This window comes from Uliginosibacterium sp. 31-12 (genome assembly GCF_030548425.1).
In the GTDB taxonomy this organism is placed as follows: domain Bacteria; phylum Pseudomonadota; class Gammaproteobacteria; order Burkholderiales; family Rhodocyclaceae; genus Uliginosibacterium; species Uliginosibacterium aquaticum.
In genome coordinates, this window is record NZ_JAUOOA010000002.1 from 135,429 (window position 1) to 158,573 (window position 23,145).

Consider the following 23,145-nt stretch of genomic DNA (forward strand, 5'->3'; position numbering starts at 1 on the left):
GCTAACAGGTCGTTTGACGCGGACGCGCACCGACGTTGGACAGCAAATGAATAATCAAGCTTGCCTGTTTGCTGATCATCACAACAGCAAGTAGCCTGGATGAAGGCAAAGCCGGAATCCGGGGCTTTTCCTCGCCGGCACGACCGGCCCCATACGGACAGGTATGGCGGATCACTGACCCGCCCTGACAACCCGTTCGCTCTGGCAGGACTCACCATTCCGCGCGGGTTACGGCTGCGCCTAACCCGCCCTACGCCTGAATGCCCGCCCTTCATTCTCCCGATCGAGTACAAGGGTTCGATTCCTGCCCATAACAAGAAAGGCGCCTCACGGCGCCTTTGTCTTGTGCAGTACTGCCGGCGCTCAGCCGCCGGTGCCACCCACCGTCAGACCGTCGATACGCAGAGTGGGTTGACCAACGCCGACCGGCACACTCTGGCCTTCCTTACCACAGGTGCCCACGCCGGGGTCCAGCGCCAGATCGTTGCCGATCATGGACACGCGGGTCAGCGCGTCCGGGCCATTGCCGATCAGCGTCGCCCCCTTCACCGGCTGGGTGATCTTGCCGTTTTCGATCAGGTAGGCCTCGGCCGTGGAGAACACGAATTTGCCGCTGGTGATGTCGACCTGGCCGCCCCCGAAGTTGGCCGCGTAGAGGCCCTTCTTGACCGAGGCGATGATCTCGGCCGGATCCTTGTCGCCGGCCTGCATCAGGGTGTTGGTCATGCGCGGCATCGGCAGGTGGGCGAAGGATTCGCGGCGGCCGTTGCCAGTGGGCGCAACGCCCATCAGGCCTGCGTTGTGCATATCCTGCATGTAGCCGACGAGGATGCCGTCTTCGATCAGGGTGGTGCAGCGCGTGGGATTGCCTTCGTCGTCCACCGTCAGCGAGCCGCGGCGCCCAGTGAGGGTGCCGTCATCGACTACGGTGACGCCCTTGGCGGCGACACGCTGGCCGATGCGGCCAGCGAAGGCGGAGCTGCCCTTGCGGTTGAAGTCGCCCTCAAGACCGTGGCCGATAGCCTCATGCAGCAGGATGCCGGGCCAGCCAGAGCCTAGCACCACCGTCATGCTGCCGGCCGGGGCGGGCTTGGCGGAGAGATTCACGCTGGCCTGATGCACCGCACGGCGGGCGTAGTCGCGCAGCACTTCGTCGGTAAACAACGCGTAGTCCGCACGACCACCGCCTCCTGAGGAGCCCTGCTCGCGGCGGCCGCCGTCTTCGAGGATCACGGTCAGCGACAGGCGCACCAGCGGGCGCACGTCAGCCGCCAGGTGGCCGTCGCTGCGGGCGACCAGCACCACGTCCCAGCTTGAGGCGAGGTAGGCCATGGCCTGCACGACGCGCGGATCTTCGGCTCGGGCGTATTGCTCGAGGCGCTCGAGCAGCGCGATCTTGGCGGCATCCGGCAGCGAGGGCAGCGGGTCGACTGCGGCGTAGAGCGGCGCCGGCAGGCCGGGCGAGCGCACGCGGGTCTTGCGGCTCTGGCCCTGAGCGCCGATGGCGCGCACGGTTTTGGCGGCCTCACCGAGGGCAGACAGGCTGATGTCGTCTGAATAGGCGAAGGCGGTCTTGTCGCCAGCGATGGCGCGTACTCCAACGCCTTGCTCGATATTGAAGCTGCCTGCCTTGACGATGCCTTCTTCGAGACTCCAGCTCTCAGCACGCTGGTACTGGAAGTAGAGATCAGCGAACTGCACGTCGTGGCTCAGGATCTGGCCGAGGCTGCGATCGAGCGAGGCGGTGGTGAGGCCGTAGGGCGTGAGAAGGAGTTCGGCGGCGATATCCAGCGCGGGGTTTGCTGCGGGGTGACTCATGCGGGAAGCGTTCCAGGTTCGGTTGAGGCGGATTCTTTGAAAATGCGGTGCTGCAGGGCCGGCAGGCTCTCGCGCACGGCGGCGATACGCTTGGGGTCGATCTCCCCCACGACCACGCCGGGGCCGCTCGCGAGGGCCGATACTATCTCGCCCCAGGGATCGATCAGCATGCTGTGGCCGAAGGTGCGACGGCCCGAAGGATGTTCGCCGCCCTGCCCCGAGGCCAGCACATAGCACTGGTTCTCGATGGCTCTTGCTCTGAGCAGGATTTCCCAGTGTGCCCGCCCCGTGGTTTCGGTGAAGGCGGCAGGCACCACGATGAGGTTCGGACTGCCCATGCGGCGATAAAGTTCAGGGAAGCGCAGGTCGTAGCACACCGAGAGGCCGACCCGGCCGCAGGGTGCTTCGAAGCTCACGATCTCGCGGCCGGCTTCGATAGTGCGGGATTCGTCGTAATGCTCGGCGCCACGCGTGAAGCCGAAGAGGTGGATCTTGTCGTAGCGCGCCACGCACGCGCCCTGCGGGTCGAACACCAGGCTGCTGTTGAGTACGTGCTCAGCATCTGCGGCCTGCAGCGGCAGGGTGCCGCCGATCAGCCACAAGCCATGGCGCCTGGCTTCGGCCGCGAGAAAGCGCTGAATCGGCCCCTCGCCAAAGTTTTCGCGGATGCCGATCTTGGCCTGTTCATCGGCATGGATCAGCGGGAAATACTCGGGCAGCAGCGCGAGCTGTGCCCCCTGTGCAGCCGCCTCAGCGATCAGGCGGGCAGCTTCAGTCAGGTTGGCGGCCACGTCCGGCCCGGAAATCATCTGCACGGCGGCAACACGCATGGCGGATGGCATCATTTATCTCCCTCCTCGGCGGATGAAACTCCGGACTGGACGCCGGATTGCACGGCGGCCTTCAGGGTACTGATCTTGTCGACCCGGGGCTCGGCCCACGGGCCACGCACCTGGTATTCGTAGCTGAACATTTTCTCGACCGGGTCCAGCAGGATTTTCTGAGCCACATAGGTGGCCGCGCCAATCAGCGGGTTGAACACGCCCACAGCCAGGGCGCCTCCCACGGCCACCGTTTCCGACAGGGTCGGCTGCACCATCACCTGCAGATCGTGCTGCTCGCGGCCCAGATCGGTATTGCCGGTGATGAAGACGCGGGCCGCCGGGCCACGCACTTCGAGATCGTTGGTATGCAGCACGCCGGCGGCCACGCTCATCTCGCCGCTGATGCGATCGAAGGCGAAGCCTTGGGCATAGATGTCGCTGAAATCGAGGGTCAGGCGGCGCGGCAGGGACTGCAGGCTCATGATCCCGAGCAGGCGGCCGGCGCCGGGGTCCATCTGGCGGAAGCGGCCCTTGCGGGCCTCAAGCTTGAGGCTGCCGGACAGGCTCGGATAGTCGATCGCAGTGGGCGCGCCACGCCATTCCGCCTTGCCTTCGAAGTCGACCGTACCCTTGTCGACCATGCCGGCAAAGCCCAGGCGCGCGAGCATCGCGCCGGCATCCTCGCTATGCAGGCTGAAGTCCAGATGGGTGCCCGGCTTCAGACCGACGCGCTGCCAGTGGCCACTGCCGGTGAATTCGAGATCAGGCGTTTTGAGGCTGACCTGCTCGAGCTTCCAGAGCTGGCCATCATTCACCGCACGCAGTTTGAGCTGGCCGAAATCGATGTTGCGGGTACTGAAGTGCTCGGCCTCCACATCCAGTGCCGGCAACTGGCGGCCACTGGTGGACTCGGCGACATCCACCACGCTGGCTATCTCGGCTACGCCGGCCGGGTGTTGCAGGTTCAGGCGCTTGAGACGGGCACGCAGATTACCGGCACCCAGCTCGCCCCAGCTCAGCTCGCCGGCCATGTCCGGCCCGTCGAGCTGCAGGCTCCAGTCATTGCCACGACGCAAGGCTTTGCCCTGCTGATCTCGGAAACGGTAGCCCCCCACGCGCAGCTCGCCCACCCGGAAAGCTGCAGCCACCTGAGACTGACCACCGCTGCCCGAGGCAAAGCCCGTCATGAACTCGTCGACCACCGGGATCCAGGGATTGACGTCCACCTGAGGCGCCACACCGGAGAAACGCCAGCCCTGCATCGGCAGCGTGGCGGTTTCGCCAACGGCCAGCGCGCCCGAGGTGAACTGGCAGGGCGTATCACCGCAGCGCTCGCTCCAGGCCACGTCGAGACGCTTGTCGAGGCGCACACGCCAGATCTGGTTTTGCCCGCCCAAGGTCTCGCGCTTTTCCTGACGCAGAGAAAAGTTCAGCGGCCAGGCCTCGCTGGCGGGTTTGGCAAAGGGCGCCGGCAAGCTGGAGCTGATGCCGATCAGGCTGGTGTCCGCACTCAGATCGAGCAGGCCGTGGCGCACCCGGATCACCAAGGCTACTGGAGTTTCACCACCAAGGTGACGCCAGGCCGGGTTGCGTACCAGCTGGTCCAGCCCGCTCGCAGTCATGCTGCCCTGGGCATCGAAGCGGAGGTTGCCGTCCGCTTCGGTCACGCCGGTGGCGCGCACACGCCGCCCCAGGAACATGGCCCCTGCTGCCGGCAGGCTGATGCCCTTCTCGGTAAAACCCAGCGTGGCGCTGGCTTCGGTGAATTCAGGCAAGGCCGGGATCAGTTGCAGGCTCGGCGCCTGGAAACGGTAATCGCCGCGCACTCGGGTGTGGATGGATTCATGCAGCGGGATTTCAATGTGCAGGTTGAGTTCGCCATTCCCGCTGGCGCGCACATTGCGCGTGAAACTGCCGACCAGATTGGCCAGCAGGTGGCTGCCATTCACGTAGCGCAGGAAATCGGAGTTGGGGCCGCTGGCCTTGCCATCCACGGTGAGCACCTGTTTGCCCTGGTCCATCAGATCCGGAATCTCGACCTTCACGCCGCGCGCGGTGGCCGCGCCGTAGCGGCCGCTATCGGCCCGGATGGTCATGCGCTGGCGATCGAGCAGGAAGCTGCCTTGCAAGGCATTCATGCCGGGCCAGCCGGAGTAGAACTCGCTGATCATCGCGTCGCGCAGGCCGGCTTCGAGCTTGAACACGCCGGGCGCGTGATTGAAGGGGAACTGATTCAGTTCACCCGTGAGCTGGAAGGCCAGATTCTCGCCGCGCCCACCCTGCAGATAGCTGCGCAGCCAATCCACGGCCTGCACCGGCGCCACCGCCGGAATGTAGCGCCACACCGCATCGAGCCTGGCCGCCGGGGCGCGCGCGCGGACATCCAGATAGCCCGGCCCACTGGCCCGCGCCTGCCAGTAACCGGAGGCCTCGGCCTGCACATCCGGATTGCTGGCCTGCAGCCGGTCCAGCCGCACGGTGAGACGCTGGACCTTGTCCTGCGGCGCTGGCTCATAGCCCCAACGCCCCTTGAGTTCGGCCTGATCCAGCACCATGAAGGGCTCATGCATGATGTGCGGCAGATAGAGGCCACCCTGCTTGAAACCGAGGCGGAACTCGCCGCTGCGCTCGCTGCCGCTGAGCTGGCCCGAAAGCCCCTTGAAGCCGGGAATATGCCCCACCGGATGGAGGTGCAGATCAGCAAAACGAGCCGCCAGGGTGAAATGCTCCACCGGTTTGGCCGCACTGCCCTCCCAACTGAGTTTCACATCTTCGATGCGCCCGGAAGGATCGGCCAGCACCAGCTGTCGGCGCTGCTCTTCAGGCAGCGGCAGGAAGCTTGCGAGCTGGGCCAGCACCTTCACATCCTGGGCACTGGTGGCAAATTCGCCGCGCGCCTCGCGCCCGGCCCGGGCCGGCACGTAACGCAGGCTCAGCGTGGTCGGGCCCACCTGCAGGCCGTCCTGCGCGGCGAGGCTCAGGCGCTCGGCAGCCAGATCGATACCGCCGTCACGACGGCTCAGGCGCACCCGCCCCTGCAGGGCATGCAGGTCCAGCTGCGGAATATCCTTGCCGAAGCGCAGCGACACCTCGGCCAGCGCCACATCGGCCGTCAGGCCGGTGAGCTGGAGGGCATCGAAGCTGGCCCAGGCACGCAGCCCGCCGCGTCCGCGGGTCAGACCCAGCGGGTAATCCACCCATTGCTGCCAGACCGCCAGATCCGCCTCGTCGAGCGAGGTGTAAACCGTGCCGCGCCAGTCTTCGAGCTCAGCGAAACTGCGTCCGCGCAGATCACCACGCAGATCCAGATTGGCCGAATAGGCCGCAGGCGGGCTCGCCTGCAGTGCGAAACGGTGACGCCGGCCGCTGTTTTCGAGGCGCAGACTGACCTTGTCCAGGGTCAGCGGCGGGGCCGAGCGCTGGGCATCGGCCCAGGTCAGGCGTGCATCGCGGATCAGGATCTGATCCTGCTGCAACACGAAATCAGCCGCACCGGAACCCTCGCCACCGGTATTCATCGCCAAGCCGGCCACGAACAGACGGCCATCGGCCTCGCGACGCACGGCCAACTCCGGTCGGATGATCTCGAGGCGATGCAGACGCAGGCCAAAATGCCACAGGGAGGACCAGGCCACCGCGGCATTCACTGCAGGCAACTCCAGCGCCGGGCGACCGGCCTGGTCCAGCACCTGCACATTGCGGATCGCGAGCTCCGGGCGCAGACCATCCCAGTTTGCCTCCAGCTGCTCGATGCGCACCGGCAAGCCGATGGCCTGGCTCAGCGCCTGTTCGATCTCCACGCGGTGCGCGGCAATCTGCGGCGCGCCAAGATAGCGCAGCAAGAGCAGAGCCACGCCGAGCACGAAGAAGCTCAGCAGCAGCAGCGTGCGCAACAGCTTAGGCAGCATCAGGGGCAGACGCAGCCAAGCCTGCCAACGGGAGCGGGCACGCGTGCACAGCGAATCAGGAGGGGTGCCGGTCGGCTCAAGCATTCAGGCTGGACGTCGCCACTGCGGTGGCGGCATGATGGGAGGGCGATTTTATCAGGGCCGGACCTGCTGCCGCCCTTTATTCCGCCGTAGATCACAGAGTCTGACAACCGTCCGTCGCGTTTCCACCATGACCGATACCACTGCCCTGATCAGCCGCGCCTGTGCCCACAGCCGCCACCTCGAACGCCAGCTCGCAGCCCGCCCCTGGCTGACCGAGCGCCTCGGGACGAGTCTTGCTGCATCACTCACGCGCGCCGACATGGAAGCCTTCCTGGCTGAAAGCCCGCTCGACGAGACGAATCTGGCCCCGCGCCTGCGCGCCCTCAAGAGCTGGGTGGCGGCGCACGCCATGGTGCGCGATCTGGCCGGGCTGGCGCCGCTGGAGGAAGTCACCGCGGCCATGACCAACATCGCCGAGGCCGCCATCGTCACCGCCCAGCGCGTGCTCACGGCCCAGCTCACGACCCGCTTTGGCACACCACGCAATGCCGCCGGCGAAGCCCAGGCGCTGATCGTGATCGGCATGGGCAAACTCGGTGGCGGCGAGCTGAATGTGTCCTCCGATATCGATCTGATCTTTGCCTACCCCGAAGACGGCGAAACCGACGGCGCACGCAGCATCAGCAACTTCGATTTCTTCACCCGCCTGGGTCGCGCGCTGATCGGCGCGATCTCCGAGCTCACCGGCGATGGCTATGTGTTCCGCGTCGACATGCGCCTGCGCCCGAACGGCGATTCCGGCCCGCTGGTGGCCTGCTTCGAGATGCTGGAGAACTACTTCATCACCCAGGGCCGTGAATGGGAGCGCTACGCCTGGATCAAGGCGCGCCCGCTGACCGGCACACGCCACGACGAGCTGAAGAACATCGCCCGCCCCTTCATCTTCCGCAAGTATCTCGACTTCGGCGCCATCAACGCCATGCGCGAACTGCATGCGCAGATCCGCCGCGAAGTGGCCCGCCGCGAGATGGCGGACAACGTCAAGCTCGGCCCCGGTGGCATCCGCGAAATCGAATTCCTGGCCCAGGTCTTCCAGCTGATCCGCGGCGGCGGTGATCACGGCCTGCAGATCCGCCCGACCCTCAAGGTGCTGCGCGCGCTGGTCCATCGCGGTCAGCTCGAAGCCGAAACCGAAGCCCTGCTGGCCGCCGCCTACGATTTCCTGCGCCGCCTCGAACACCGCATCCAGTATCTGGAAGACGCCCAGACCCATACCATCCCGGGCAACGCCGAAGACCGCCTGCGCCTGGCCCGAGCCATGAACTGCGACGATTACGAGGGCCTCATCGCAGCACTCAATGTGCACCGCCACATCGTGGGCAAGCACTTCACCGAAGTCTTTGGCGACCCGGTGGCGCAAGATCATCGCCTCGACCCGATCTGGCAAGGCGCCTGTGAAGCCGGGCCGACCGGCGACTGCCTCGGCGAACTGGGCTACCGCAAGCCGCTCGAATCCTCCGCCCGCCTGCAGGAGTTCCGCAACAGCGCCCGCCTGCGCAGCATGGGAGACGAAGCCCGCCACCGCCTGGATGCGCTGATGCCGCGCATCCTCGAGCTCGCCGCAGCACGCCCCGATCCCGATCAGACCCTCGCCCGCATGATCGAGCTGCTCGAAGCGATCTGCCGCCGCTCGGCCTACCTCGCCCTTCTGCAGCAATACCCACAGGCCATGGCGCGGGTGGTGGAACTGGTCTCCGCTTCCAGCTGGGCCGCCACCTACGTGACGCGCCATCCGCTGCTGCTCGACGAGTTGCTGGATAACCGCAGCCTCACCGAGGAGCCGGACTGGTCCCACTTCGCCACCGCCCTGCACGAGGCCATGGAGCGCCTCGGCGACGATGTGGAGCGCCAGATGGACGTGATGCGCGAGCAGCACCATGCCCAGGTCTTCCGCCTGCTCAACCGGGATCTTGCCGGCCAGCTCAGCGTGGAGCGCCTCTCCGATCACCTCTCGGCCGCCGCGGATACGGTGCTGACCGAAACCCTCAGCCTGAACTGGAAGCGCGCCCGCCGCCACGCCGATGAACACCGCTTCGGCATCCTTGGCTACGGCAAGCTCGGCGGCAAAGAACTCGGCTATGCCTCAGACCTCGATCTGGTCTATGTGCATGACGACCCAAACACCGACTGCCAGCCGGTCTACGCCCGCCTCGCTCAACGCATCAACACCTGGCTCGACAGTCGCACCGCCGCCGGCCACCTCTTCGAGATCGACACGCGCCTGCGCCCGAACGGCGAATCCGGTCTTCTGGTGGTCTCCCTGGAAGGCTTCGCCCAATACCTGCGCAATGACGCCTGGGTATGGGAGCTGCAGGCCCTGACGCGCGCCCGCTTCTGCGCCGGCCACCCGGCCGTAGGCGCCCAGTTCGAAACCCTGCGCACCAGCCTGCTGGCCCAACAACGCGACATCACCAAGCTGCGCGAAGAGGTGCTGGGCATGCGCCGCAAGATGCGCGAATCCTTTGCCAACAAGGGGCCGGGCTTCGAGCTCAAGCATGACGCAGGCGGCTTGATCGACGTGGAATTCATCGTCCAGTATCTGGTGCTGGCCTATTCCCACGCCCATCCCGAACTCACCGAAAACAAGGGCAATATCGCCCTGCTGGGCCGCGCGGCCAATGCCGGCCTGATTCCGGCAGCGCTGGCCGAAGCCAGTGCCAACAGCTATCGCGCCCTGCGCCACGCCCAGCATGGCCTGCGTCTGAACCAGTACAAGAGCCGCGTACCCGACGACAGCCTGGACCACTGGCGCACGCCAGTACAGGCCTTGTGGCAGAGCGTGTTTGGCGAATAGCAGCGAGGCACCTGCATCGCCCGGCTTGGGCGCTGATGGCAAAACCCACCGCATGAAAAAGCCGCCCGGCGCAACACGCGGGGCGGCTCAGCTTGGAAGTACTCGGAGCGGGATCAGTAAGCCGTCACATCTGCCGGACTCAGATCGCAATAGGCGGTGTTGAAGAACTCGCCGTTATTGGTCTGGGCCTCGCCCGGCTGCACGCCCACGGCCTGCACGCACACCTTGGGGCTGCCCTTGACGTAGTTCTTGATCTTCAGGTTACGCACCGTAGCCTTGTCGCCGTAGTTGTAGTTCAAGCGGATGGCATAGGCCTGGACGTTCTTGGCTGAATCCCAGATGCGGCCGGTGATGTTCACACGATCGATATCCAGTTTGCGCGGGCCACCGTTGTCCGAGCAATTGCCGCAGGACATCCAGAAACGGCCGATATCGCCATAGGTGTTGAAATCCCGCACCTTGACCGTGCTGCCCTTGCCGTTGTGCTGGAACACTTTGTCCGACGCATGGCTGGCCGAGCCCCCCACCACACTCATGACTTTGCCCGAGCCACCGAGCATGGTGGCCGCGTCTTCACAAACGTCTTCCCAATGCACGTTCTCGAGCGTGCAATTGCCCTTGCAATGCACGCCATCCGAACCATTGAGGCCGCCGTGGATGATCACGTTCTTGAGCACCGCGCCATCTTCGAGCAGGAACACCGGCTTCTGCCCTTCGTCATCACAGCTGGCGGCCTGGGCGCTAATGCCGATGCGCTGGAAGCCGTAGTCCTTGGTGGTATTGGCCGGAATGGTGACCGTCGTGGGATTGATCACAGTGCCAGTGGCCGCCGGGATACCGGCAGTCGAAGAGGCGGCTTTTGACGAAGCGGCGACGCTGGATGCAGCCTTAGAAGAGGCCGCAGCACTGGAAGCAGCCTTGGAAGATGCTGCCGCGCTGGCTGCAGCGGATGAAGCAGCTATGCTGGAAGCCGCCGACGTGCTGCCAGCATACGAGCACCAGGCCGAGGTGGTGTAGCTATTGCTCGGGAACGCCGAGCCGATGCAGGCAAAGCTGTCCGTCTTGGTGGCGTAAACAAAGCTGCCGGACTTGCCGAGAGCCACCGAGCGGCTGCCCGTCATCGTGCAGATCGCCCCGGTGTTCTGCGCACATTTGGTGTAGCCGGTCGGTGCATCCGAAGCGGCATGGACGCTGACGGCCGCCAGCGCCAGCAAGGCGCCGGTAATGAAACGGAATTTCATGTCTTGTCTCCTGCCAGGCTATGTTGTGGCCATCACCGGTCCTGGCTCCCGGCAATGTGTCTCTAGCACTGAAGTAATAAGTTCAGTGGCGTGAAATATGTTCTGACGCCCTGTCCAAGTCAAGTCGCAGAGCAGCAGGCTCGGCCACCCACAAGCAGCGCAAGACCCGTTGCGTACGAGTGGGAGGTTTCCGGGCAGCCCGCTCAGGCCCGGAATAGTCTGCAGCAGGGGCGCCTGACCCAAAGTGCGCATCCCCACCCCAACCAGGAGAACACCATGAAAACCAGGCATCTCACCGCATCGCTACTCCTCTCGGCCCTGCTCGCCGCCTGTGCGATGCAGCCGCCAGCCCCGGCCAAACTCACTGACGGCACCCTCACCGGCAACGGCGGCATGACGCTCTACACCTTCGACCGCGATACAGCAGGCAACGGCAAGAGCGCCTGTAACGGCCCCTGCGCAACAAACTGGCCGCCGCTCTACGTGGCCGAGGGCGAAGCCCCGAGTGGGGACTACAGCATCGTCACGCGCGACGACGGCAAGAAGCAGTGGGCCTTCAAGGGCAAGCCGCTGTACTACTGGATCAAGGATCAGAAACCGGGCGACCGCACGGGAGACGGCGTGAACAACACCTGGCACCTCGCCAAGCCCTGAAGACCGCAGAAGGATGCGCCAGACACACGCGGGTCTGGCGCCGGCCTCTAAGCCCCTAGCTCCCACGGCACCGGCCGGATTCACGAATGGCTGCTGAAGCAAGCCTTGAATCGAACACCAGCCCTTACCCTCTGCTATGGCAGTCGCTTGCCCAGAACATGGGAGCGAACCGAATAGCCAAGTTCTTCATAGAGGGCCATCGCTCTCTCGTTGAAGGACCAGACCTGCAGACGCATGTCCGCGGCTCCACGTCTCGCCGCCCACTCTTCGGCCAGAGCAACCAGAGCCCGGCCAACGCCCTTGCCTCGGTGCCCTGCGGCGACACCGACAGAGCCAATCCGACCGTAGGTGACGGGCTGCATGAGCGAGCCTGTTTCACTGACAAGGCCGAAAGCGATGAATCCGATGATCCACGCATTCTCCTCCGCAACAAAAATAGCGGAATCCGGAGAAGCAAGGCGCTTCGCCCAGGCGTCTTGAACTCAGGTCCGTGACGGAGGCTTCGCGGTGAGAAATCACGGTGACGCCCAGACCCAGGCATGGCGCCCGGCACCATGCGTCCCGAGCGCTCCTGCAAGGCGAATACTTAAGACCGAACAGATCAAGATGCACCTATGCAGAAGAAGGCGCTCCGCCTGTGGGTTTGCCTTGGTTCATTTTCGCAATCTGGCGATCGTGCCAGCCCGCGAACAAGAGCATCGCGGTGCTGGCACCGATCAACGCCATGCACATATCCCACTGCGTATCCCACTGGTCGCCCTGGGTGCCAAGAAACTCGTCAGCCCCCTGCCCGAGCAGCAGTGCCGCCCACCATTCGACCAACTCGTAACAGGCACTCACGGCCAGCGCTACGCAGATGCACAGGAAGGCAGCCATCCGCCGGCCGCGCACCCAGGCGCCGCGTAGCAGGATTTCACGCGCCACCATCGCCGGCACAAAGCCCTGCATGAAGTGGCCGAGACGATCATAGGGGTTGCGCGCAAAGCCCAGCCAGTCCTGCAGCCAGAAGCCCATCGGCACCCGGGCATAGGTATAGGCCCCGCCATAGATCAGGACGAGGCAATGCAAGGCAATGAGGATGTAGAGCAAATCCGTGAGCGGATAGCGCTGGCGGCTGGCCACCAGCACAGCTACTGCAATCACCGCAGGCACGACTTCCATGACCCAGGTGATGCGATCGAAGGGAGCGATACCGGACACGATCAAGGCCAGGACGACCAGGACAGCAAGGCTGCGCGGCAGGGCTTCGGACGAGGTGGCGGACATGGCGAACTCCGGCATGGGCAAGGCGCCAGTGTAGCGCAGCGCCCACCCGGCTATGGCGCAGGCATGCCGGGGAGACCTGCCCGGATCGGATTCAAGGCGCCCTGGAGCCAAGCCCGGGAGGGCCTTTGGCTGCGCGGCAACGCGCGGATTTCAGCAGCGGAAGCGTGCGACAGTCTCCGTCAGGCCGCGAGCGAGATGCTCCAGTTCGCCTGCAGCCTCGCGCCCACGCTCTACGGCAGAGGAACTTACCGCGCTACTCTGGCTGATCTGCTCCACACGCTGGGCAATCTCGGTAGAGGCGCTGGTTTGCTGGCGCGCCACTTCACTCAGCTCACGCAAATTCTCCAGCGAGCGATGGGCACCTTCATCAAGCTGGCGCAGTGGGTCGCGCAGGCTTTCAACTTCGCTCACGCCGCTTTCCACCTGCTGCCGTGCCACACCCATTTCACCCGCCGCTTCCCGCGCCTGGCGTTGTACCTGCTCGATCATTCGCTGGATCTGGGAGGTGGCCGTAGCGGTTTTTTCGGCCAGCTTGCGCACCTCATCAGCGACCACGGCAAAGCCACGCCCACCCTCGCCGGCACGCGCAGCTTCAATTGCAGCATTAAGGGCCAGCAGGTTGGTCTGGTCCGCAATCTCGTGGATCACGTTGGCAAAACCGCTGATCTCTTCGGCGCTGCTGACGAGAGCCGTCATGGAGTTGGCGGTGCCATCCACGGTGCTCACGATGTGGCGCACCTCTTCTGCGGCGTGAAGCACAAGGTCGCGTCCACAGGTGGCCGTCTGCGAGGTTTCGTGTGCAACCTGCACCACAGCCTCGGTGCGCTCGGCAGCACTCCACACACTTTCGGTGAGACCACTCACCATCTGCGAAATACCTGCCAGGGAAGTGCTCTGCTGGCTGACTGTTTCAGCCACACCACTGGCCACACCGCTCATGGTGTGGGCGGCTTCCTCTACATTGCGCACACTGGCCTGCACCTCACCTATCACGATGCGCAAGCCCTCCTGCATGCGCGCCAGCGCCATCAGCAACTGGCCCACCTCGTCGGCGGACTGCGGTGCGATCCGCTCGGTCAGATCACCGTCGGCCACCCGGCCGGCTACGCGCACGGCATCAGCCATCGGGATGGCTATCCGGCGTGCCATGAAGAAGCTGGTGACGATGGAAAGCAACAGGGACGCGACCAGAATCGCCGCCGTCATCAGGAGTGCCTGGCGGGCATCCGCTTCGGCAGACTCATAACGCTCACGAGCCGCATCGGTCTGGCTCTCGATGGCCTGACTCATCGCCCGGACGATCTCGCGGAACACGTCGTCAGCGGTCTGCATGCCCGAGCGGCCCATGTTGGGGTCCACGGTCGCCATATCCAGCGCCGTACTCACGGCCTTGCGATAACGCGCCAGACCGCTGGCCACCTCGCCCAGCACGGCACGTTCGGCTTCCCCGATATCGTTTGCAGTGCGGATGGCCTGGACCTGGGAGTCAGTCCGGACGATGGCCGCATCGATGGCCGCGGTACGCGCCGCCACCTTTTCGGAGGCCAGACCATCCAGCGCCGTGAACAGGCTGTAGGCCTCGGCATGAGCCTGCAGGAGGCCGTTTTCCAGCCCCTTGAGGAGAAGCACATAGTTGAAGCGTTGTTCGAACAGCTCGCGCAGGGCGGCTCCCATTGCGTTGATCGAAATGACACTGCTGGCCCCGAGGAGCAGCATGAGCAGCGCGCACAAGAGCGGTGCAGCGAGCATCCGGTGAATGATCCGCATGAAGCGCTCCCGGTGGGTATCAGGCTAGCGGGCCCGGCAGAAGCCGGCCCCTTCACGCAGGCTCAGCGCTTGTACACGCCGGCACAGACAATGTCCTCGCCGGAGCGCTCGCAATACGCTTGCTTGGGCAAAACCTTTTTGCTGACCGGATCGGTGAATTTGTAGTCCTGCCAGAACTTGCCTTTGCTTTTGGCAAGATCGACACGCTCGCGCACAAACAGCTTGCCGTCCGGATCCTTGAAATCGATCAGCTCCTTGCCGACCATCTTGTCGTTCTGGCCATGGGCCAGCACCTTTCCGGTAGTGTCATACACCACCGGATAAAGATCACGATCAATCCATTTCGGGGCTTTGGCCGTGATCTCGCTCAGCGTCGCCGCGCGGTTGGACTTGAGCGCCGCAACGGCCTTGACCACCATGCTTTCAGCCTCTTTGGCAGAAGCAAACTCATCCGCTGCGTGGGCACTACCGAACGCGGCCAGCCAGGCCACGCACAGGAAGGGAACTGTTTTCATTTTGCCTCCGGGAATCAAGCAGGCCCCACTTGGCCGCTCTCCTAATTAATAACGTCGCCAGCGGCACGGCTTTGAGGCGCACAAAGAGGCAGCCTCTGCAGCTTCATGCACCCGAGTGGCTCAGGCCAACTCCAGGATGCGCCGGGCAATATCGGGCAGCGCCAGTTGCTCCTGCACGCCGCCCAGGCGCATGGCCTCCTTGGGCATGCCGTAGACCACGCAGCTGGCTTCATCCTGCCCCAACGTGAGTGCGCCGGCGTCGTGCATTTCCTTGAGGCCGCGCGCGCCATCATCGCCCATACCGGTCATGATCACGCCCAGCGCACTGCTCCCCGCGAGCTTTGCCACCGAACGAAAGAGCACGTCCACCGAGGGTTTGTGGCGATTCACGAGCGGGCCGTCAGCCACCTCCACGGCCCAACCGCTGGCCACACGCACCAATTGCATGTGGCTGCCACCCGGCGCAATCAAGGCGCGCCCCGGCAGCACCCGATCGCCATCCTGTGCCTCACGGATCTCGGGAATACAGAAGCTGTCGAGGCGTTCGGCAAAGGCAGCGGTGAACTTCTCCGGCATGTGCTGCACGATCACCAGCGGCGGGCAATCGGCGGGCATCTGGCGCAGCACGTTCTCCAGCGCCACAGTGCCGCCCGTGGAGGTACCGATGGCCACCATGCGGGCGCCCGCACGGGGGGCACGCGCAACAACGTGCTCCGCACTTCGCGCTTCAGGCAGCGCCGATGAAGCGCCGAATGCCGCCTGCAGGCCACGCAGGTTGGCATGTGCCGCAGTGCGGATCGCGGCAAGCAGATCGCTGGTTACATCGTGCAAGAACTGGCGCACACCCAGCCGGGGCTTGGTGATGATGCTGATGGCCCCTGACGCCATGGCCTGCATGGTGACCTGCGCGCCGCGCTCGGTGTGCGAGGAACAGATCACCACGGGGGTCGGTCGCTCGGCCATGATCTTGCGCAGGAAGGTGATGCCATCCATGCGCGGCATTTCGATATCCAGCACGATCACATCGGGCCAGGCATCACTCATCTTGGGCAGGGCAAACAACGGATCGGCCGCTGTGCAGGCAATTTCCATATCCGCCGCATGGCTGATCAGCTCGCTCACCACCTGGCGCACGATGGCCGAATCATCGATCACTGCTACCCGGATCCGCCTCATTTCCGGCCTCGCGCCCGCTCCATCTCGCTCGGGCTGACGCCCTGCTGCTTGAGCCACACGTCACCGCTCCAGACATCCAGCATCAGCTTGCGGTGACTTTCACCGCCCAGATGCTTGGCGATCAGCGGAATGCCGTAACGCTCCAGCTGGGCCAGCCCCATCTCGATGTTGCGCTCGCCCACATTGGCTTCGCGACGCTGCGCAATGTCAGCAAACATGTTGGCGCCGCCAAAGAGCTTGGCCTGGAACTCCTCGGGCTCGGCGGCGACCCGCATGATGTGGCCCATGAACATCTTCATGGCCTCGTCGCCATAGCGACCGTCGTAACTTCCCCCCTCAGGGATCACCCCGCGCGAGGGCAGCATGAAATGGCACATGCCCCCCATCCGCAGCCTAGGATGCCACAGGGTGATCGAAACACAGGAGCCCAGCAGAGTGACGATACGCGTATCTGCACCACCGAAATGGAAGCCCCCGGGATTGAGGAACACCTCCTGGATGCAATCCGGGCGCTCATTGAGGAATCCGGGCGGAGTGAAGGATTGGGCTGCCATGGTGAAACGAAGGTATTCAAACAGATTTCAGGACTGCAGCCAGCCACGTGCGGGCGGCTGGCCAATGCCCCGCTCCGCACATGGGCCACTCAGAAGGTTCAGGCGGCGAGTGTTTCCCCCTCCCGGTTGTCCTGCAGGCTGCCGTGCAGTGCGCCGAGTGCAGCGAGTTCATCGAGCGAGAGCACGTGATTGACGCTGAGGATGATCACGAACTGCTCGCCAACCTTGCCCATGCCTGAGATGAAGTCCGTGCGGATGTTGGCGCCGAAGGCTGGCGGGGCTTCGATGCGGTTGGCCGGAATATCCTGCACCTCGCACACGGCGTCCACGATCACGCCGATATCGTGACGCTCGCCTTCGCCCCCGCCGATCTCGATGATCACGATGCAGGTGCGCCGGGTGATCTGGCAGCCTCCGCGGCCAAAGCGCGCCGAGAGATCCACCACCGGCACCACCGCGCCGCGCAGATTGATCACGCCGCGAATGTGCTCGGGCATCATCGGAATGGTGGTGAGCTTGCCGTACTCAATGATTTCCTTGATCGACAAAATGCCGATGGCGTAGAGCTCGCCGCCAAGCAGGAAGGTAAGGTACTGATGACTCTGCTCGTCGGCCAGAGTGGCTGCGAGCGGGCCTGCTGGAATGATGTTGGCCATGATGCCCTCCCTTCCTTTAGAAGCGCACGAATTCCTTGTCGCCCGGCTCGCCACCGGAGCCAATGCGTACGGTGTGGCGCGTGGAGCGCATGGCCTTGTCGACCACTCCGGCACTCGCCGCCCCGCCCGCCAGCTTGAAGAAGGCCATCAGCTGCTGCAACTGCTCGGCCTGGCCACTCATTTCCTCGGCCGTGGCCGCCAGCTCTTCAGACGCCGAGGCGTTTTGCTGGGTGAGCTGGGAGAGCTGGGAAAGGGCGGCATTGATCTGCCCAACGCCGCCCGATTGCTCGGTGGATGCGGCAGCGATCTCCTGCACCAGTTCGGAGGTCTTCTGGATCGAGGGCACCATTTCATCGAGCAGCTTGCCAGCCTTCTCTGCCAGCTGCACCGAGCCGCCGGCCAGTTCGCCAATTTCCTGCGCGGCCACCTGGCTGCGCTCAGCCAGCTTGCGCACTTCAGCCGCCACCACGGCAAATCCCTTGCCGTGCTCTCCGGCGCGCGCGGCTTCGATCGCAGCGTTGAGCGCCAGTAGATTGGTCTGGTAGGCAATGTCGTCGATGATGCCGATCTTGTCGGCAATCTGCTTCATGGCGAGAACGGTTTTTTCGACCGCCTCACCGCCCTCGCCGGCTTCACGTGCGGCCTTGATGGCCATGCCGTCGGTGACCTTGGCGTTATCTGCGTTCTGGGTCACCGAGCTGCTCATCTCTTCCATCGAAGCTGAGGTTTCCTCGACGCTGGCAGCCTGCTCGCTGGAGGCTTGCGAGAGAGACTGCGAGGTAGCACTGATCTGGCCGGAGGCGCCGGTGAGGCTGTCGGCCGCAGTACGCACCTCGGTGATGATCTGGGCCAGCTTGGCGCTCATTGCATCCAGCGAGCCCAGCAGCATGCCTACCTCGTCAGTGCTGTCTGCCTTGACCGTGGCGGTGAGATCCCCCTGCGCGATCCGGTTGGCCACCTCAAGCGCCTGATTGATCGGCCGGGTGATGCTGCGGGTCACGATCCAGGCCGCCAGGCCCGCAATCAACAAGGCGCCGAAGAACACCACCAGCACCAGCAGCTTGGTTTGCTCGGCCAGTTTCTCGGCGCTATGCCCATCCTCCTCCATCAGCTTGACCTGGAATTTGATCAGGTCATTCACGGCGTCCATGTAAGCGGCCTGGGTCTTGCGCAGCTCACCGAAAATGGTGGCTACTGCGTCGGCACGCCGGTTTTCGTTAACCGCCTTGATCACCACATCCTGCTGGGCGACATAACCAGCCCGCGCTACATTCACGACCTTGAGCAGCTCAATGCCCTTTTCGGAGGTAATGTTTTTCTCGAGCTTTTCGAGGCTGTCGCTAATGCTCTTGCGCAGCAGGGGAATCTGGTCCAGTTCGGCCTTCACCGCATCCGGCTTGTCGGCCAGCACGGCGTTGCGCAGACGCCGGGCCACCGTATTGAGGTCATTGATGACATTGTTGGACCATTCCGTCTTCGGGAAGCGGTCATTCACCATCACATTGACCATCTCGTCGAGCGCGACGACGCGGGTGTAGGCCAGGATGGAGATGATGCCCATCATGGCTACGACCAGACCGAAGCCGACGGCCAGCTTTACTCCGAGTTTCAGATTCTTGAACATGATCCAGCTCCTCCACATTAAAGCGATTGACTGCGGCGTCAGGCACTGGCCGGGCTGGCCGTGCGCTGGGCGCGCTCCTGATCAGCGGCAAGCGCGATCAGGGCCGGTACATCCAGGATGAGGGCGACTTCGCCGCCCCCGAGAATCGTCGAGCCGGCCACCCCGCGCAGGTGACGGAAGATGCGGCCGAGCGGCTTGATGACGGTCTGGAACTCGCCCATCAACTCATCCACCACCAGGCCTGCTTTCTGCGTGCCGTAGCGCACCACCACCACGTTTTCGCGACGCCCGGCAAGCCCGCCAAGCTCGAGGAATTCGCGCAAGCGGATGCACGGCAGCACTTCACCGCGCAGGTTGATGTAGCGGCTGCCAGCCTTGTCGGCCGACAGTTCGATGCACTCCTCGACCATGTCCAGCGGCACCACGTAGGCTGCGCCGGAAACGCCCATCAGGAAGCCATCGATGATGGCCAGAGTGAGCGGCAAACGGATGCGGAACAGGCTGCCGACGCCTTCACTACTCTCAACCTCCACCGTGCCACGCAGGGATTCGATACCGCGTTTGACCACGTCCATACCCACCCCGCGGCCAGAGAGCTTGCTCACCTGATCTGCGGTGGAAAAACCGGGCTCGAAAATGAGGCGATAGATGTCCTGATCGGGAAGCTCGGCGCCGGCTGCGATCAGGCCGCGCTCGATCGCCTTGGCGCAGATCCGCTCCCGGTTGAGACCGCCGCCATCGTCCGAGATCTCGATCACGATGCTGCCTGACTCGTGATAGGCGTTCAGCCCCACCGTGCCACGCTCGGGCTTGCCACGCGCACGCCGCACATCCGGGGCTTCGATGCCATGATCGATCGCGTTGCGCACGAGGTGCATCAGCGGATCGCCAATCTTGTCGACCACGCTCTTGTCGAGCTCGGTTTCCTCACCCGAGATGCGCAGCTCGATGTTCTTGTCCAGCTCCTTGGCCACATCACGCACTACACGCTGGAAGCGGGTGAATACCTCGCCGATCTGCACCATGCGCAGGCGCAAGGCGCTCTCGCGCACCTCCTCGACCAGGCTGGAGATGGTGGCGGTGGCTTCGAACAGGGCACTGTTGCGGGTGCGCTGGGCCACCATCGCAGCAGCCGAGCCGGCAATCACGAGTTCGCCAACAAGGTTGATGAGATGGTCAAGCTTGTCTGCCGGCACGCGGATCAGCTGGGCTTCAGCAGCACGCTTCTCTTGCGCCTTGACCTGCTTCACAGCGGCAGCCTCAACGATCTCTTTCTGAACCACCTGCTGGCTGACGAGAATTTCTCCCAGCGGTTGCGGCGCTGTTTCCAGCGGCTCACCGGCACTCTCTTCGCGGCTCTGGATCTGCAGGCTGTCGAGCAGCTCCTGACGGGTGATCGCCCCGGCCGCCACCAGGATCTCGCCGATCCGCAGATTGTCTTCTGGCAGACTCATGACCAGCTCGATGTAGTCGGCCAACTTGCTGTCCGGCGGCAGGATATGGAGCAAGCAGCTATCACGCACGAACTCGAATACGCGCTCGATCTTTTCCTTGCTCGTGTCAGCACGAAAATCAATCTCGCAGCCCAGATAACAGGATTCAGGATCCATGCTGGCCGCAGCCGGAATCGCGTCCACCAGCGTAGTGATATGCACGATTTCGCCGAAGCTGGCGAGGTAGCGGATGAATGACAGCGGATCCATGCCTTCACGCAGCACGTTCTCACCGAAACGGATCGAGATGTGCCAGCAATCGTGGCCGATCAGACTGCCCGTACCCTGCTGCAGCGGCAGTTGCACGGCGGCATTGGCCGCAACGGCCTCCGGCTGACCGCTGATCTGGCGCATGCGGGCCAGCAGTTCGGCGCCGATGGCGTCCATGTCTGCCGAAGGATTGGCGGTGTGATCCGGGATCAAGGGCAATAGGGCGCGCAAGTGATCCACGCTGCCAAAGAGCGTATCGAGCAGCTCGGGCGAGATCGCCAGACGCCCCTCGCGCACATCGTCGAGCGCGTTTTCAAGCACATGCGAAAAACGCTCGATGAAACCGCATTCGATGATGCCGGCGCCACCCTTGATGGTGTGCACCGCACGAAAGATCGCATTGATCAGATCCGCGTTGAGCGGATCGTTCTCGAGCGCAAGCAGGCTCTCGTCAAGCAGCGCCAGCAATTCCGTGCATTCGGCCATGAAGGCCTCGCGGACCGGATCCATGTTCAGGCCTCCCGGGCCGCTGCGGCCCTGTGTGAATCAGCGTGCATCAGCATCGGGTCGCCAAACCAGCGGGCGAGCCCAAGCAGATCGAACACTTCCTGCACCTCGGCGCTGTGAGCCACGATGGCCAGATGGCGCTGACAACGCTGCGCTTCGCGCTTGGCCAGCACCAGCACCTGCAAACCAGCACTATCGAGTTCATCCACACGCGAAAGATCAAGCTCCAGCAACTCGGTTTCTTCCAGCCGCTGCAGGAGCTGGGCCTTCAGCTCACCCGCGTTGTAGATCGTGATGCCGCCCACCGGCGTCATCTGCTGCGTTCCACTTCCAGGCATGCCACTCTCCTCGCTCAGAACAGCTCGACCTTGGGGCCACCACCACCAGCAGAGGGCGAATTGCCCAGAGCCGAAGCATGGGCATCGCGCTGCTCATCCATCACGTAGTTCGCAAACATGTCGTCCAGTGTGTCGGCCAGTGGCACCAGCGTAGGTGCCTCGGCACAGGCCGGATCGAGCACGCCGGCCATCTGTTCCAGGTGTGCGCCCAACTTGCCGATCGCCGCCAGCACGTGTTCGACCTGCTGACGCGTCACGTCCTGAAACTGGATATCGGCCATCACATCCATGAAGGTGCGGGTCAGCGCCTCGCTGGTGGTGCGCAGTTGCTCCACCGTCTCCCCTTCGCGCATCACGAAATAGCCGTAGCGCGCGCCCATCTCGATGAGCTGACCAGAGAACTCCTCCAGCGTCTCGACTTCTTCCTTCTGCACGTCATGTGCCATGCGCTGGGCGAATTGCTCTTCGACACGGGAGGCCACCTTCAGGATGCCCTCGCGAATCTGCACGACCGCGTGCTCGGTCTGCACCGAGAGCTTGCGTACCTCATCGGCGACCACCGCGAAGCCACGCCCCGCCTCACCAGCCCGCGCGGCTTCAATCGCCGCATTCAAGGCAAGCAGATTGGTTTGGCCAGCCACATGCTTGATCAGATCCACGAGAGATTCCAGCGAGCGCGCATCGGCGACGATTTCCGAGATGCGGCGATGCTCGTCCTCGCTGTCTGTCACCCGGTCTGCGATATAGCGCTGCATTTCCTCGACCCGCCGGGTGTTCTTATCGAGCCCGGCACGCGAGTTCTCCATCATCATTTCGGATTGCTGGTTGAAAGCGCCGATGTAATCGTTCATTTCAGTCAGGTGTTCGTCCACCTTCTGCAGGCGCTCCATGATGCGCAGTGCGGCCGCCTCGGTTGCCACCGTTACCGCCCCCAGTTGCTTGTGCACCACCCCCTGGAAAGCAGGAAACCCCAGCAGCTCTTCACGCACCGGGTGCACCCGGCGCTGCCAGACACTATGGAAGTCCCCCTCGACCTGCTCTCTCTGAGCCGCCAGGCCAAAGGCCGGATCGCGAAAAAGCAGGAGCGAAGCAATAAACTGCACCGCAAACGCACACAGCACGGCGCCCTCCACCACCAGCAACGCAGCCCCACGCGGACTTAGCCCGAACCAGTCTTGCAGGCGCGGGTTGAACCAGTCAAAGCCCAGCCAGGCCAGAAAGCCGATCACCGCTGCCGTGCCCAGCGACACCAGGGACACGCGCAGGATGAAACAGCGATGGCAGTTGAGTGGCTGCGGGGTGTTCATTTCATGACCAGCTTGATGGTGCCGAGCAGTTCATCAGCCGTCACAGGCTTCACCAGCCAGCCCGAAGCACCGGCGGCCTTGGCCTCGGCACGCTTGGACTGCTGCGACTCGGTGGTCAGAAACAGGATCGGTACGAACTTGAAGAGGGGCAACTGACGCACGGCGCGGATGAACTCAAGTCCATTCATGCCCGGCATATTCAGATCGGTGATGACCAGATTGGGCTTGAGCCCCGAGTTGAGCTTGCCCAATGCTTCGTCGCCCGAAGCTGCCTTGCTGACTTCATAACCCGCCTTGGCCAGGATGCTGGACGTACTCAGTAGCACGGTTGCCGAATCGTCCACCAGCAGGATCGACTTCATGATGTCCCCCGTTGAGCTTCACCGGATCAGGCGGACAGATGCGCCCG

At 63.9% G+C, this 23,145-nt stretch carries 17 protein-coding genes and 1 pseudogene; 2 read left to right on the forward strand and 16 right to left on the reverse strand.

The features are described 5' to 3' along the window. Nucleotides 1-363: 363 nt before the first annotated feature. The 3 genes from tldD to Q3Y64_RS05860 are packed head-to-tail and all read right to left on the reverse strand — an operon-like array spanning nt 364 to nt 6,634. Nucleotides 364-1,818, reverse strand: coding sequence for a metalloprotease TldD (gene tldD / locus Q3Y64_RS05850; protein ID WP_101941321.1), 1,455 nt, complete (start codon nt 1,816-1,818; stop codon nt 364-366). Next, nucleotides 1,815-2,663, reverse strand: coding sequence for a carbon-nitrogen hydrolase family protein (locus tag Q3Y64_RS05855; protein WP_303560451.1), 849 nt, complete (start codon nt 2,661-2,663; stop codon nt 1,815-1,817). Before Q3Y64_RS05855 ends, tldD begins: the two co-directional genes overlap by 4 nt. Further along, entirely contained in the window at nt 2,660-6,634 is a 3,975-nt protein-coding gene (locus Q3Y64_RS05860; protein WP_303560452.1) for a YhdP family protein, read from the reverse strand. Before Q3Y64_RS05860 ends, Q3Y64_RS05855 begins: the two co-directional genes overlap by 4 nt. 127 nt (nt 6,635-6,761) lie before the next feature. Here Q3Y64_RS05860 and glnE point away from each other — a divergent pair, with 127 nt between their 5' ends. After that, nucleotides 6,762-9,428 carry a bifunctional [glutamate--ammonia ligase]-adenylyl-L-tyrosine phosphorylase/[glutamate--ammonia-ligase] adenylyltransferase gene (gene glnE, locus Q3Y64_RS05865; RefSeq protein WP_303560453.1) on the forward strand — a complete coding sequence of 889 codons (2,667 nt, stop codon included), beginning with the start codon at nt 6,762-6,764 and terminating at the stop codon, nt 9,426-9,428. Nucleotides 9,429-9,541: 113 nt separating this feature from the next. Here glnE and Q3Y64_RS05870 read toward each other — a convergent pair whose 3' ends face one another. Continuing rightward, nucleotides 9,542-10,669: a pectate lyase gene (locus Q3Y64_RS05870; RefSeq protein ID WP_303560454.1), complete on the reverse strand. Its 1,128-nt coding sequence runs from the start codon at nt 10,667-10,669 to the stop codon at nt 9,542-9,544. A 276-nt stretch (nt 10,670-10,945) separates the two neighbouring features. Here Q3Y64_RS05870 and Q3Y64_RS05875 point away from each other — a divergent pair, with 276 nt between their 5' ends. Beyond that, nucleotides 10,946-11,323 (forward strand): hypothetical protein, encoded by a 378-nt coding sequence (locus tag Q3Y64_RS05875; protein WP_101941326.1) that lies wholly within the window; start codon nt 10,946-10,948, stop codon nt 11,321-11,323. A gap of 134 nt (nt 11,324-11,457) precedes the next feature. Here Q3Y64_RS05875 and Q3Y64_RS19490 read toward each other — a convergent pair. The 12 genes and pseudogenes from Q3Y64_RS19490 to Q3Y64_RS05930 all read right to left on the reverse strand — a co-directional run. Further along, nucleotides 11,458-11,787, reverse strand: a pseudogene (locus Q3Y64_RS19490) (GNAT family N-acetyltransferase); the annotation flags it as partial. 148 nt (nt 11,788-11,935) lie between these two features. Beyond that, complete coding sequence (locus Q3Y64_RS05880; RefSeq protein ID WP_303560455.1) at nt 11,936-12,589, reverse strand: DUF2238 domain-containing protein; 654 nt, start codon at nt 12,587-12,589, stop codon at nt 11,936-11,938. Between the two features lie 150 nt (nt 12,590-12,739). Next, nucleotides 12,740-14,356: a methyl-accepting chemotaxis protein gene (locus Q3Y64_RS05885; RefSeq protein ID WP_303560456.1), complete on the reverse strand. Its 1,617-nt coding sequence runs from the start codon at nt 14,354-14,356 to the stop codon at nt 12,740-12,742. Nucleotides 14,357-14,418: 62 nt separating this feature from the next. Continuing rightward, on the reverse strand, nt 14,419-14,871 hold the full coding sequence (locus Q3Y64_RS05890) for a cache domain-containing protein (protein ID WP_303560457.1): 453 nt from the start codon (nt 14,869-14,871) through the stop codon (nt 14,419-14,421). Nucleotides 14,872-14,991: 120 nt separating this feature from the next. After that, on the reverse strand, nt 14,992-16,047 hold the full coding sequence (locus tag Q3Y64_RS05895) for a chemotaxis response regulator protein-glutamate methylesterase (protein ID WP_303560458.1): 1,056 nt from the start codon (nt 16,045-16,047) through the stop codon (nt 14,992-14,994). Further along, nucleotides 16,044-16,601 carry a chemotaxis protein CheD gene (locus tag Q3Y64_RS05900; protein WP_101941332.1) on the reverse strand — a complete coding sequence of 186 codons (558 nt, stop codon included), beginning with the start codon at nt 16,599-16,601 and terminating at the stop codon, nt 16,044-16,046. Before Q3Y64_RS05900 ends, Q3Y64_RS05895 begins: the two co-directional genes overlap by 4 nt. Nucleotides 16,602-16,699: 98 nt before the next feature. Further along, entirely contained in the window at nt 16,700-17,257 is a 558-nt protein-coding gene (locus Q3Y64_RS05905) for a chemotaxis protein CheW (RefSeq protein ID WP_101941333.1), read from the reverse strand. Nucleotides 17,258-17,273: 16 nt separating this feature from the next. Further along, a complete protein-coding gene (locus tag Q3Y64_RS05910) occupies nt 17,274-18,881 on the reverse strand; it encodes a methyl-accepting chemotaxis protein (RefSeq protein ID WP_303560459.1) in 1,608 nt (535 codons plus the stop codon). Between the two features lie 38 nt (nt 18,882-18,919). After that, nucleotides 18,920-21,094 carry a chemotaxis protein CheA gene (locus Q3Y64_RS05915; protein ID WP_303560460.1) on the reverse strand — a complete coding sequence of 725 codons (2,175 nt, stop codon included), beginning with the start codon at nt 21,092-21,094 and terminating at the stop codon, nt 18,920-18,922. A gap of 2 nt (nt 21,095-21,096) precedes the next feature. Then, the gene (locus tag Q3Y64_RS05920) at nt 21,097-21,429 is read right to left on the reverse strand and encodes an STAS domain-containing protein (protein ID WP_303560461.1); all 333 of its coding nucleotides are present in this window, start codon (nt 21,427-21,429) and stop codon (nt 21,097-21,099) included. A 14-nt stretch (nt 21,430-21,443) separates the two neighbouring features. Next, nucleotides 21,444-22,736, reverse strand: coding sequence for a methyl-accepting chemotaxis protein (locus tag Q3Y64_RS05925; protein WP_303560462.1), 1,293 nt, complete (start codon nt 22,734-22,736; stop codon nt 21,444-21,446). After that, complete coding sequence (locus Q3Y64_RS05930; RefSeq protein WP_101941338.1) at nt 22,733-23,098, reverse strand: response regulator; 366 nt, start codon at nt 23,096-23,098, stop codon at nt 22,733-22,735. The genes Q3Y64_RS05925 and Q3Y64_RS05930 overlap by 4 nt, the downstream gene beginning before the upstream one ends. Nucleotides 23,099-23,145 lie beyond the last annotated feature (47 nt).